This window comes from Kribbella turkmenica, assembly GCF_004348725.1.
GTDB classification, from domain to species: Bacteria; Actinomycetota; Actinomycetes; order Propionibacteriales; family Kribbellaceae; genus Kribbella; species Kribbella turkmenica.
The window spans coordinates 29,519-42,055 of sequence record NZ_SMKR01000009.1 but is presented as its reverse complement, the minus strand read 5'-3'; the positions used below and the strand labels follow the sequence as shown (position 1 = coordinate 42,055).

Annotated in this window: 11 protein-coding genes; 4 read left to right on the top strand and 7 right to left on the bottom strand. The window is 70.2% G+C overall.

Going from position 1 to position 12,537, the window contains the following annotated elements:
* Positions 1–27: 27 nt before the first annotated feature.
* On the bottom strand, positions 28–1,947 hold the full coding sequence (locus E1218_RS03670; RefSeq protein WP_132316214.1) for a glycosyltransferase family 4 protein: 1,920 nt from the start codon (positions 1,945–1,947) through the stop codon (positions 28–30).
* Between the two features lie 153 nt (positions 1,948–2,100).
* Positions 2,101–2,610 carry a MarR family winged helix-turn-helix transcriptional regulator gene (locus E1218_RS03665; protein WP_202865752.1) on the bottom strand — a complete coding sequence of 170 codons (510 nt, stop codon included), beginning with the start codon at positions 2,608–2,610 and terminating at the stop codon, positions 2,101–2,103.
* A gap of 39 nt (positions 2,611–2,649) precedes the next feature.
* On the opposite strand from E1218_RS03665, the gene E1218_RS36530 reads away from it, so the two are divergent.
* From E1218_RS36530 to E1218_RS03655, 3 genes are read left to right on the top strand one after another with little or no spacing between them, the layout of a single operon-like run.
* On the top strand, positions 2,650–3,291 hold the full coding sequence (locus tag E1218_RS36530; protein ID WP_202865751.1) for a DMT family transporter: 642 nt from the start codon (positions 2,650–2,652) through the stop codon (positions 3,289–3,291).
* The gene (locus E1218_RS36525) at positions 3,180–3,542 is read left to right on the top strand and encodes an EamA family transporter (RefSeq protein WP_202865750.1); all 363 of its coding nucleotides are present in this window, start codon (positions 3,180–3,182) and stop codon (positions 3,540–3,542) included. The genes E1218_RS36530 and E1218_RS36525 overlap by 112 nt, the downstream gene beginning before the upstream one ends.
* Positions 3,539–5,539 carry a glycoside hydrolase family 36 protein gene (locus E1218_RS03655; protein WP_132316212.1) on the top strand — a complete coding sequence of 667 codons (2,001 nt, stop codon included), beginning with the start codon at positions 3,539–3,541 and terminating at the stop codon, positions 5,537–5,539. Before E1218_RS36525 ends, E1218_RS03655 begins: the two co-directional genes overlap by 4 nt.
* Positions 5,540–5,584: 45 nt before the next feature.
* On the opposite strand, the gene E1218_RS36960 is transcribed toward E1218_RS03655, so the two are convergent.
* Positions 5,585–5,866 (bottom strand): FAD-dependent oxidoreductase, encoded by a 282-nt coding sequence (locus E1218_RS36960; RefSeq protein ID WP_233711980.1) that lies wholly within the window; start codon positions 5,864–5,866, stop codon positions 5,585–5,587.
* 146 nt (positions 5,867–6,012) lie between these two features.
* Here E1218_RS36960 and E1218_RS03645 point away from each other — a divergent pair, with 146 nt between their 5' ends.
* Entirely contained in the window at positions 6,013–7,068 is a 1,056-nt protein-coding gene (locus E1218_RS03645; protein WP_132316210.1) for a LacI family DNA-binding transcriptional regulator, read from the top strand.
* On the opposite strand, the gene E1218_RS03640 is transcribed toward E1218_RS03645, so the two are convergent.
* From E1218_RS03640 to E1218_RS03625, 4 genes are read right to left on the bottom strand one after another with little or no spacing between them, the layout of a single operon-like run.
* Positions 7,000–8,922: a beta-galactosidase gene (locus E1218_RS03640; RefSeq protein WP_132316208.1), complete on the bottom strand. Its 1,923-nt coding sequence runs from the start codon at positions 8,920–8,922 to the stop codon at positions 7,000–7,002. The genes E1218_RS03645 and E1218_RS03640 overlap by 69 nt on opposite strands.
* A gap of 35 nt (positions 8,923–8,957) precedes the next feature.
* The gene (locus tag E1218_RS03635; protein ID WP_132316206.1) at positions 8,958–9,869 is read right to left on the bottom strand and encodes a carbohydrate ABC transporter permease; all 912 of its coding nucleotides are present in this window, start codon (positions 9,867–9,869) and stop codon (positions 8,958–8,960) included.
* On the bottom strand, positions 9,866–10,870 hold the full coding sequence (locus E1218_RS03630; RefSeq protein ID WP_233711979.1) for an ABC transporter permease: 1,005 nt from the start codon (positions 10,868–10,870) through the stop codon (positions 9,866–9,868). The genes E1218_RS03635 and E1218_RS03630 overlap by 4 nt, the downstream gene beginning before the upstream one ends.
* Positions 10,854–12,521 carry a type 2 periplasmic-binding domain-containing protein gene (locus tag E1218_RS03625; RefSeq protein WP_132316204.1) on the bottom strand — a complete coding sequence of 556 codons (1,668 nt, stop codon included), beginning with the start codon at positions 12,519–12,521 and terminating at the stop codon, positions 10,854–10,856. The genes E1218_RS03630 and E1218_RS03625 overlap by 17 nt, the downstream gene beginning before the upstream one ends.
* Between the last annotated feature and the right edge of the window lie 16 nt (positions 12,522–12,537).

Genomic DNA, 12,537 nt, shown 5'->3' with positions numbered 1-12,537 from the left:
GGGGGAAGCGGCCCAGGGTGCGTCTCCCTAGTCGGCCATGAACTTGCGGAGCACCTCGACGCCCTCCTCGCCGGGAGGCAGCAGCACGGTGCCGGCGACCTGCTCGGCGACCAGCGGATCGGTGACGAACACCGTGCCGTTGTAGGCCCGGATCCGCCGGCGCAACTCGGTGCGGTCCGGCTTGGCGTAGACGATCACGCCATGCTTCACCCGGGCCGCCGCGAGCAGCGGGAGGTCGTCGATGAGCGTCTCGCTGCCGAGGACGGAGTTCCAGTCCTCCATCAGCAGGTGCGTGATCCCGTTCAGGTCGGCCGGGCTCAGCCGGCGGCGCGTCACCTCGGCCTCGTCGATGGAGGCGGCCCACCCGCTCGGCACCCGGCTGCCGTCCAGCGGCCCGATGACCAGGCGGGTCGGGACCGGGCCCGGCGGCTCGACCGGCCCGAGCAGGTCGTCGTACAGCGCCCGGAGGCGATCGGCCTGCGTCTCCCAGGACGACTCCTGGCGCAGCTCCGGCGACGCACAGGCCTCCCGGTACGGCGCGGGGCCGGCGAGGATCCGGGAGACCGCGGCGGCCAGGCCGGCCGGGTTCGCGGTCTCGAACACCTCACCGATCCTGGTCCGGCCGACGAACTCCTCCAGGGTCGGCATGTCACTCGTCACCACCGGCAGCCCGGCGAAGATGTACTCGAACACCTTGTTCGGCAACGCCATCTCGTGGCTCGGGTAGCGCAGGATCGGGATCAGCCCGATGTCGGCCGTCCGCAGGAACGCCGTCACGTCGAGCGGCGCCACCGGGTCGAGATAGTGCACCCGCTCGGTCACGCCGAGCTCGGCCGCCAGTGCCTGCAACTCCTCGACCGGCTTCATCTTCGTCCGCGGTACGCACACGACCGCCAGGTGCACGCCCGGCAACTGCGGGAGGGCGGCGACCGCGGTCTCGACGCCGCGGGCGCGCGTGACGGCGCCGCTGTAGACGATCAGCGGCACCTCGGGAGCCAGCCCGATCACCGTGCGGATGTCGGTCACCCCGCTGTTCAGCTCGACCGGCGCCGGGCTGTTCATCACCACGGTGGGTTCGCGATCCAGTTTGTGGCGCTCCCGCAGGGTCCGCGCGATCGCCGGGCTCACCGTGATGACCCGGTCGACGGTGCGGATGTACTCACGCTCGTGCTGCGCCCAGGCGGCGACGATGCGCGGGGTGCGGGGCGGGTACGTCGACAGACCGGGGACGTACTCGTGGGCGTCGTACACGACCTTCACGTCCCGCTTCCGCAGGGCCGCCCGGCCGGAGGCCCGGGAGGCCACGCCGATCACGTGCATATCGTGCGCGTGCAGGACGTCGGGCAGCAGGTCGTCCAGGACCTTGGCGAAGATCGCCTCGAAGTCGTCCGCCTCCGGGATGACCTTGCGCCAGTCGACCGGCCACCGCCACTGTGACGTCGAGCCGTCCCACCACTGCCAGAAGTCCGTCGCCTTCCGCCCCTCCCAGTCGGCCAGCCACTCGCGCGCCGCGGTCCCCTTCCCGGACCGCAGCCAGCGTTGCCGTTGGACCGCACGCCGCACCCTCCCGGCCTGGAACGCGACCGGTCCGACCGCGCCGGCCCGGCGAAGGGCGAGCGCGTGCCCGGTCTCCGCGGTCAGGTCGGCCAGGCGTGCGGCGACCTTCGCCGCCTGCAGGGACTCCGACTGCGCCGGCGTCAGCAGGCGCCGTCCGCGCCGCGCGCGCCGGCGCCGGATCCGCTCGTCGCGCAGGACGAACCGGCCTGGCAACTGGATCAGAACCACCCCGGCGTCGATCGTGTCGATCACCGGCCGGTCCGACGTCGCCGACACCCCGAGCAACGTGACCCGGCGGCCGGCCTGGCCGAGCGCGAACGCTTCCTTCAGGACGCGGGTGTCCTTGACGACGTCGTTGCCGACGAGCATGACGACGTGTGGGCCGTTCACGCGTTCTCCTTCATGAGTAGCGGCACTGGCGAAACGTGCCGGGCTCGGGAAGCGTTGCACGATTTCACGGGAATAATAGAAACAACTCGTGATCCGTTACGGTCTCGTACACTTGTGGCCGGATAGCAACCCGGACGTGACCGCAGGGCTACCTCAGGTGGCCGGCGGCTCCAGGACGGCCAGCCAGGTGGTCAGCAGCCTCTCCAACTGGGCTGCCTCGTCCGGAGCCAGGGCTTCGAGCAGGCGTCGTTCGTTGGCCATGTGAGCGGTGAACGCCTGGTCGAACAGGCGGCGACCGGCCGGGGTCAGCCGGACGGCCCGCCCGCGGCCGTCGGCGTCGCTGCGCCGCCGCTGCACCAGGCCGGCCTGCTCCAGTCGGTCCACCCGCTTGGTGACCGCGCCGGTCGTCACCATCGTGTGCAGCGCGATCTCCCCGGGCGCCCGTTCGTACGGCGCACCCGCCCTGCGCAGCGCGGCGAGGACGTCGAATTCTCCCTCGGTCAGCCCGTATTTCGCGTAAAGGGTGGTCAGCTCACCGGTCATCCGGTTGGCGATCCGGTGCAGCCGGCCGATCACACCCTGTGGTCCGGTGTCGACATCCGGACGCTCGATCCGCCACTCGGCCTGGATCCGCGCCACGTGGTCCAGTTGGTCCTCGGTCACCGGCCCAGCATAGCTTCCACGGAAGATATAGTAATTTCCATGGAAAATACTTTCCGGTGGGTGCTCGTCACCGCGATCGCCCCGATCGCCTGGGGCACGAACTACTTCGTCACCCACGAGTACCTGCCGGCCGGCTATCCCTTGTACGGCGCCGTCCTCCGCGCACTGCCCGCCGGCCTGTTGGTGCTGGGCATCGCCCGGCGTCTCCCCCGGGGTGCGTGGTGGTGGCGGTCGCTCGTCCTCGGCATCTGCACCATGGCAGCGTTCTTCGCCCTCGTCTACCTCGCCTCGCAACTCCTGCCGGTCAGCCTCGCGTCGACGATCATGTCGGCCAGTCCGCTGACGATGGCGCTGTTCGCCTGGGCGCTGCTGGCCGAGCGTCCGACCGCGGCGGTGCTCGTCGGCGCGGCGGCCGGGATCGTCGGCGTTTGCCTACTTCTGGGCGCCGGCGCCACCTCGGTCAACGTCCGCGGGGTGGCGGCCTCGGTCGCTGCCCTGTTGATGTCGTCGTGCGGCTACATCCTCACGAAGAAGTGGGGCCGTTCCGCGAGCCCGCTGGCCACCACGGCGTGGCAACTCCTCGCCGGCGGCCTGGTGCTGGTTCCTTCGCGGTCGCCGTCGAAGGACGACCGCCCGTCCTGGACCTTGCCGCGGTCGCGGGCTTCGCGTACGTCGGCCTGATCGCCACCGCCCTCGCCTTCACCGCCTGGTTCACCGGCCTCCGTCAGCTCCCGGCCGCAACCGTGGGTCTGATCGGGCTGCTGAACCCGGTCACCGGCGTACTGCTCGGGACGACCCTGTCCGGCGAACTGCTCACCCTGCCCCAACTCCTCGGGCTGGCACTCGTGCTCGGCGGCATCACCCTCGCGCGCCCGCGCCGCGAGACGCCCATTGCGCCGGCGGTGACCGATCCACCTAAGGTTTATCGATGAACCTGCGCTGGAGCACGCCCGACCTGTCCTTGACCTTCACTCTCGACGACGGTCCGGTGCGGGTGACCGCCGGGGCCGCCGCTGAGCTGAGCCAGCCGTTGGTCGAGGTGTCGGCGCTCGGGTACGGGCGCTTCCCCGGGACCAGCCGGCACGTCGACACGATCCTGGGTCAGCGGCTGCGGTACGTGCGCCATGACGACGACGGGTCGACGCTGCGCATCGTGCAGGAGGATGTCGAGACCGGGCTGCGGGTGACCAGCGTGTTCGAGGCCAGGGCCGGCGTCCGCACCTGGTCCGAGGCGTCGATGTCCGGACCGGGATCGCTGGAACTGGACTTCCTCTCCTCCCTCGTCGTCGGCCTCGAGTCGGTCGACGCCGACCTGTACTCGGCGGCCAACGACTGGATGGCCGAGAACCGCTGGTCGGTCGAGCCACTGCGGTCCGGCCGGGTCCCGGAGATCGTCCGGGATCCGCACCACCCGGTCTCGAAGAGCCGGCACGCGGTGACGAGCACCGGGTCGTGGTCGAGCGGTGAGCGCCTGCCCGTCGGCGTACTGGTCGATCGGGGTACGCCGTCCGCGCTCGGCTGGCAGATCGAGCACAACGGGCCGTGGCACTTCGAGCTCGGTGAGAACCGGCGGGGCGGCTACCTCCTGCTCAGCGGACCGACCGACCAGGAACACCAGTGGACCGTCCGGATCACGGTGGACGAGCCGTTCACCAGCGTGCCGGTCTCACTCGTCGCCGGCACCGACCGGGACAGTGTGTTCGCGGCCCTCACCCGGCAGCGCCGTACGCTCCGGCGGCGGCGCCGGGTCGACGACCGGATGCCGGTGGTCTTCAACGACTACATGAACACACTGATGGGCGATCCGACGACCGAGAAGCTGCTGCCGCTGATCGACGCCGCGGCCGAGGCCGGCGCGGACTACTTCTGCATCGACGCCGGCTGGTACGCCGAAGGCCACTGGTGGAGCACCGTCGGCGCGTGGCAGCCGTCGGCCACCCGCTTCCCGAAGGGTCTCGGCGAGGTGATCGACCGGATCCACGACCGCGGGCTGGTGCCGGGCCTGTGGCTGGAGCCCGAGGTGATCGGCGTGCACGCGCCGATCGCGTCGGCACTGCCCGACGAGGCCTTCCTCACCCGGCGCGGGATCCGGGTCGCCGAGCACGGCCGCTACCTGCTCGACCTCCGCAACCCGCTCGCCCGCCGGCACCTCGACGACACGGTCGACCGGCTGGTGAGCGACTTCGGCATCGGGTTCTTCAAGTTCGACAACAACACGATGACCGGGCCCGGCACCGACAAGGGCGGTACGTCGCTCGGCCAGGGACTGCTCGAGCACAACCGGGCCGTGCTCAGCTGGCTGGACGCGCTGCAGGCCCGCCACCCGGAGCTGCTGATCGAGAACTGCGCCTCCGGAGCCATGCGGATGGACTACGCGATGCTGTCCCGGCTTCATCTGCAGTCGACCTCCGACCAGCAGCACCCGCTGCTCTACGCACCGATCACCGCGGCGGCCCCGGCCGGCGTACTGCCCGAACAGGCCGGGCACTGGGCCTATCCGATCACCGGGACCACGCGCGAGGAGTTCACGCTCGCGCTGGTCAACGGCATCCCGGGCCGGCTCTACCTGTCCGGACACCTCAACCACATGACCGGCGCCGAGCTGGAGCTGGTCCGGTCCGCGATCGCCGCTCATCGCGTCGTCCTGAAGGACGTGGAGACCCTGGTCCCGAGCTGGCCGCTGGGTCTCCCGAACTGGGACGACGACTGGATCGCGCTGGCCCTGGGCAACGACACCGTCACCTACCTGGCCCTGTGGCACCGCGTCGCCGGCCCGTCCGAACTGACCCTTTCGTTGCCTCCGGCCACAATCGACCACCTCTTCCCGGCCGCTCCCGGCGGCTGGAGCTACTCCTGGTCGGGCGACGACCTCACCGTCACGACGGACGTCGCCGAGCCGTCGGCCCGGATCCTGCGCCTCACCCGCTGAACCAGGTCGAGAGCGCGTCCCGGCAGCGCGGGACCAGCCGGCTCGTCACCGGCCCAGGCGACGACGGCGTCCGGCCGGATCAGCATCACGTCGGCCGGCCGGTCCGCGCAGCAGCTCCAGGATCTGCCCGGCCAGGCCGTTCGCCTTCGCCGTCTCCCGCGGCCGCGGTGCCCGCTCGAGCACCGCCACCCGCACGCCTGCCAACCGCAACTCACCCGCCAGCATCAACCCCGCCGGTCCACCGCCGACGACCAGGACGTCGACGTCCGTCACCCCGCGGCCGCCACGTCGTCCGGCCGCCGGCTGAGCCGGCTGATATCCAGTCACGAGCGGCGATTCTCCGGCGCACCCCGGGCCTTGCGGCAAGCCTCCACCTGCGCTATAAGTTGAAACAGGCAAGGAGATCCACTCTCCTTGCTTTTGTTTGTCCAGCGGGTCGAAGCGCTTCGACCGGGACGAGGGAGCGCGCCACAGTGGTCACGATCGCGGACGTCGCCCGGCACGCCGGGGTTGCGGCCAGCACGGTCTCCTACGTGCTCAGCGGAAAGCGGTCGATCTCGTCCGACACCCGTGAGCGCGTGCAGCGCAGCGTCCGCGCGCTCGGCTACCGCCCGAACGCGAGTGCCCGGGCGCTCGCCAGCCAGCGCTCCAACGTGCTCGCGCTGGTGATCCCGCTGCGCACCGGCATGCACGTCCCGGTGATGATGCAGTTCGCCGCCGCGGTGGTGACCACCGCCCGCCGGTACGACCATGACGTCCTGCTGCTGACCGCCGACGAGGGCCCGGAGGGGCTGCAGCGGGTCGCGCAGAGCTCGCTGGTGGACGCGCTGGTCGTGATGGACGTCGAGCTCGACGACGAACGGGTTCCGGTCCTGCGTGAGCTGCCGATGCCGTCGGTGCTCATCGGCTACCCGGCCGACTCCGAGGGCCTGACCTGCATCGACCTCGACTTCGTTGCCGCGGGCGCCCGTTGCGTCGACCACCTGGCCGACCTCGGCCACCGCTCGATGGCCCTGCTGGGTACGCCGTCCGCCGTGTACGAACGTCAGACCGGCTTCGCCCAGCGCACCCTGACCGGATTCGCCGAAGCCGCCGGACAACGGGGCGTCGTCGGGGTCGAGACCCCGTGCGAGCACACGTTCGCCGCCGTCCTCGGCACCGTCGAGCGTCTGCTGCACGATCACCCGGACCTCACCGGGCTCGTCGTGCAGAACGAGCCGATCATCGGCCCGCTGCTCGACGTCCTGCGGCGACTCGGACGACGCGTTCCCGAGGACATGTCGCTGGTGGCGATCTGCGCGGACGACGTCGCCGAGCGGCAGGTGCCGCAGTTGTCGTCCGTCACCATCCCGGCCGAACGGATCGGCGCACTGGCGGTCGAGTCCCTGATCACCAAGCTGTCCGGCGCAGAGGCACCCGAGTTGACGCTGCTGCCGCCGGAGTTCACCGCCCGCGGCTCGTCAGGGCGAGCGGACGACAGCGACACCACCACCGGCCAAGGCGAGCGAACCGTCGACCGCCGAGCCTGAGATCAGCTCGACGCCGGCGATCGGCACGACGACCTCGGACGCACCATGGTTGACCAGGAACGTCCAGGTCGTGTCGCCGGAGCGACGCCGAACCGTCTCCACCGCCGATCCGGTCAGGCCGAACAACCCGGCAGCCGTGTCGACGTCGACCGACGTCGACACGTACCACGCGATCCCGGCCCCGACCCGGCGGCGGGTGATCGCCGGCTTCCCGTCGAGCACTCCCCCGACGTACCGGTCGACGACCTCGGCCGAGACCGCCTCGACGTCCTCGCTCCACACCCGCCCACGCCCGCCGGACGACAACTGGACCTCACCGTCCTCGGTGAGCGGGTGGAACTCCTCCACCCGAACACCCAGCAAGGCTGTGAAGGCGCCCGGATAGCCACCGAGCCGGACCCGCGCGTCGGGGTCGACGATTCCGCTGAAGTACCCGACCACCAACTGGCCGCCGCGCTCGACATAGGCGGCCAGCGATGCGGCCGCCTCGTCGCTGATCAGGTACAAGGACGGCACCACGACGAGCCGGTACGACGACAGGTCCGCCGACGGCTCCGCGAAGTCGACAGTCACTCCCGCACGCCAGAAGTGCCGATGCGCGTCCTGCACCGCCGACAGGTAGTCGAGCGAGGACGACGGCAGATGCGTCCCCTGCATCGCCCACCAGCACTCGACGTCCCACAGTACGGCGACATCGGCGACGACCTCGGCGTCCGCGACCTCCGCCAGCGACGGCAGCAGCGAACCCAGCGCGACCACCTCACGGAAGATCCGCGAGGACGGACCGGCGTGCGGCACCAGCGCCGAGTGGTACACCTCGGAACCGCCACGCGACGCCCGCCACTGGAAGAACAACGCTCCGGCGGACCCGCGGGCGATGTGCGACAGGCTGTGCCGCGCCATCCGTCCGGGCTCCTTGGTGTGCAGGCGTTTCCCGTCGTCGAGCGTTCCCGCCGCCTGCTCCATCAACAGCCACGGTCTCCCGCCGGCCCACGACCGGGCGAGGTCGGCACCGAAGGCGGTCTGCTCCTCGGCGCCGGCATCGGTCCGGGTCGGATAGTGGTCGATGGCAACGACATCCACCTCCGCGGCCCAGCGGGCATGGTTCACCGGCACCCAGCCGCCGAACACGAAGTTCGTGGTCACCGGCAACGACGACCGCTCCCGGATGACCGCCTTCTGCTCCAGGTACGCCGCCAGCAACTCGTCCGACCAGAACCGCCGGTAGTCCAGGAACTGCGTCGGATTCACCAGGTATTGCGTCCGGCGCGGCGGCTGCACGTCCTGCCAGCCGGAGTACCCCTGACTCCAGAACGCCGTCGTCCACGCGGCGTTCAGCCGATCGAGCGAGCCGTAGCGCTCCCGCAGCCACTCACGGAACCGCTCAGCCGCCAACGGGCAGTAGCAGACGGTTCCGTACTCGTTGTGGACGTGCCACATCGCCAGTGACGGATGATCGCCGTACCGATCGACAAGCGCACGCGCTATCCCCGTGGCCGCTGAGCGGTAGGCCGGCGCACAGGCGCAGTACGTGTCCCTGCTGCCGTGCGTCAGCCGGACGCCGTCGGCGGTCACGGGCAACGCCTCCGGGTGCAGCCGGCTGAACCACGGCGGCGGCGACGCGGTCGGCGTGGCCAGGTCGACACTCACGCCGGCGGCGTGCAGCAGGTCCAGAACCTGGTCCAGCCAGCCGAACCGGTACTCCCCTGGTGACGGCTCGAGACTCGACCAGGAGAAGACGCCGACTGTGACCAGGTTGACGCCGGCCTGACGCATCAGGTCGGCGTCCTCCTTCCACACCTGCGGATCCCACTGCTCCGGGTTGTAGTCGCCGCCGTACCACAGTCGCGTCATGCCGGCCCTTCCCGTCCGCCGGACCCATCCTGGCATCATCCCTTGACCGCGCCGATGATGACGCCCTTGGTGAAATGGCGCTGGATGAACGGGTAGACCAGCAGGACCGGGACGATCGCGATCACCACGATCGCCATCTTGATCGCCAGACTCGGCGCGGGCGCCATCCCCAGCCCGGTCCCGGAAGCCACCCCGCCGGCACCGGTCGGCAGCACCTGGGCCTGCACGATGTACGTCCGCAGCACCATCTGCAGCGGCCACTTGTTGTTGTCGTTGATGTACAGCAACGCGTTGAAGAACGCGTTCCAGTAGCCGACCGCGTAGAACAGCCCGACCACCGCCACCACCGCCTTCGACAGCGGCAGCACGATCCGGCGCAGGATCGCGAACTCCCCGGCGCCGTCGATCCGCGCGCTGTCGATCAGCTCCCCCGGGATGCCCATGAAGAACGACCGCATCACGATCAGGTTGAACGCGGACACCGCGGTCGGCAGGACGAGCGACGCGTAGCTGTCGATCAGCCCGAGCGCGTTCACCACCAGGTAGCTCGGGATGATGCCCGGGCCGAACAGGAACGTGAGCAGGACGACGAACAGCAACGGCCGGTGGAACAGCGAGCCCGGCCGCGAGAGCCCGTACGCCGCCAGGACGGTGATTCCCAGACTGAACGCCGTACCGACCACGGTGATCAGCACGCTGATCACGAGGGCCCGGGTGACCACCCCACCCGACAGCAGTTGCGCGTACGCCGCCACCGTCAGTTCCCGGGGTACGACGACCAACCCGCCGGCCCGCGTCACGGCCTCGGTGGTGGACAGGCTGGTCACCACGACGACGTACAACGGGAACGTCACCGCGAGCGCGACCAGGGCCAGCACGAGCGGCCTCGACAGCCGGGCGATCCCGCTCGGCTCCTCTTCCCAGATCGGTCGTGACAAGGTCGTCATGAGCGCGAGTACACCCCCTGCTCGCCCACGAGATGGGCGAATCGGTTGGCCACCAGGACGAGGACGAGTCCGACGACACCCTTGAACAGGCCGGCCGCGGCGCCGTACCCGAAGTCGCCGACGAGCAGCCCCTGGTAGTAGACGTAGGTGTCGAGCACCTCGGCCGCGTCGCCACCGACCGCGCTGCGCTGCAGGATGAACTGCTCGAAACCGACCGTCAGCGCGTCACCGAGCCGCAGGATGAGCAGCAGCACGATCACCGGCCGCAGTCCCGGCAGGGTGATGTGCCAGAGGCGACGGCGACGGTTCGCGCCGTCGGCGGCGGCGGCCTCGTACAGCGCCGGGTTGATCGTGGACAGCGCGGCCAGGAACACGATCATGCCCCAGCCGGCGTCCTTCCAGATCGACTGTGCGGTGACCAGCAGGATGAAGGTGTCCGGTCTGGTCATCAGGTCGACGGCCTCGTACCCGTTCGCCCGCAGCGACTGGGCGAGCAGGCCGGCACCGCCGATCATCTGCTGGAACAACGAGACCACGAGCACCCAGGAGAAGAAGTGCGGGAGGTAGACGACTCCTTGGATCAGGGTCCGCAGCCGCACCGACAGCACGCTGTTCAGCAGCAGCGCGAGCCCGATCGGGACCGGGAAGAAGAACACCAACTGGACGGCGGTGATCGTCAGCGTGTTCGTGACCGCCTGCCAGAACGCCGGCTCGGAGAACAGCCGGCCGAAGTTGCCGAATCCGACGAACTCGCTGCCCCGGATGCCGACGTACGGCGAGTAGTCCTGGAACGCGATCACGTTGCCCAGCGTCGGGACGTAGTGGAACACACCGAGCAGCACGATCACCGGCAGGACCATCAGCAGCAGCGGCCAGTCCCGCCGGAGCCGGTGGCGCCATCCTGCCCCGCCACGTGCCCGCCGGCGTCCGGTCCGCGGCGCCGGCGGACGCTTCGTGCCGGCCGGCGCGGTCCGCGCGGAGTCCTCAGCGACCGTTGTCACTGAGCACCTTCGCGTAGAAGTCGCGACCCTCGTTGCCGCCGTTGGTCTGCCACTGCTTGACCGCGGTCTTCAGCTCGCCGACCGGGCGCCGGCCCCGGAAGATGTCCTGCAGCGCGTCGTCGAACGGCTGCGCCAGCCCGGCCATCTTCGCCGGCTGCTCGACCCGGATCCCGTCGAACAGGCTCTTCTGCTGGACCTTGGCCGCGGCGTTCTGCCAGGCACTCATCGACTCCACGTACCCCGGGTACTCGCTCTGGGTGATGGCCGCCGGCCGGCCGCCGAGGAAGACGTAGGTCTGCGAGACCTCCTTCTGTCCCAGGGCGGTGAGCTTCGGTGCACCGGACGGCTGCCTGGTGTAGTGCTTGCCCTCCTGGCCGTAGCTGTACAGCTGGTACTCCTCGGTGCCGAAGGGCGCGGACGTGTAGTTCAGGACGCCGAGCAGCTCCTTCACCCGGGCCTCGCCGAGGCCCTTCTTGACGAAGGTGAAGATGTTGGCCGGGTCGCCGCCCCAGGTGATCGGTGTGCCGCCGTCGTGCGCGAACGGCAGCACCGCCTGCGGCTCGAACTGCGGGTTCACCGGCAGCTGTCGCTGCAACGACTCGTGCCAGCCGCCGAGCCCGTTCTGCCGGATCAGCAGCCGGCCGCCCTCGAACAGCGGGTTCTGGTCGGCGCCGGCGTTGCCGACGACCTCGGGATGCACGTAACCCGCCTGGAACAGCTTCCGGACGAAGGCCACCGCCTCCTCGAACTCCGGGGTCTCGATCTTGTTCACCAGCTTGCCGTCGGACTCCTTGCGCCAGTCCGCCGGCGCCCCGAACGCCCGGATCACCTCGTCGGCGACCGAACCGTAGGCCCACCGGTTCGCCTTGGCGTCGGTGAGCTCCTTGCCCAGCATGAGCAGGTCGTCGGCGTTCTTCGGCGGCTCGGCACCGAACTGGTCGAACAGGTCCTTGCGGTAGTACAGCGCCCACGGGAAGCCGTCCGACGGGAACGGCACGGCCTTCAGCTGCGAGTTCCAGACGCCGTAGGCCCAGGCACGCGTCGGCAGATTGGCCAGCATCGGGTACGCCGCCGCCTTGTCACCGGCCAGGTACGGTGTCAGATCCTCGAACAGCTTGTCCGCCGCCTGCCCGAACCGGGTCAGTCCCGAGATGTTCCAGCCCGGCACGCAGAGCAGTTCGGGGACGTTGCCGGCAGCAAGAATCGGGCCGAGCTTGTCGCCGTAGTCGTTGCCGTTCAGGATGTTGAACCGGACCGGGGCGCCGATCCGCTCGTTGTTGACGTCGTAGTACGAGTTGTGGCCGAGACCGGGTGGCGCCGGGCTCCACAGCGGGGTCATCGCGGACACCTCCTTGCCGCTGGCGACCGCCTTGTCCGGCACGGCCCGCTTCAGTTCGGCCGGGTACTTCGTGAATCCCGGCGCCGCACCGTTTCCCCCCGGCAGGTCCGGCTGGACCGACTCGTACGGGATGTGCTTCGGCAGCAGACCGGACAGCTTGTCCTCGGTCTCCGCGCGACCGGCCGTCGACGACCCGGACCCGCCGTCCGAGCAGCCGGTCAGCGTGACGCCGCCGGTGGCCGCCGCGGCGCCCGCGCCGAGCAGGGAGATGAACGTCCGGCGGCTGGTCCCGCCGCCCACTGGTCCGGTCACGATGGCTCTCCTGGAG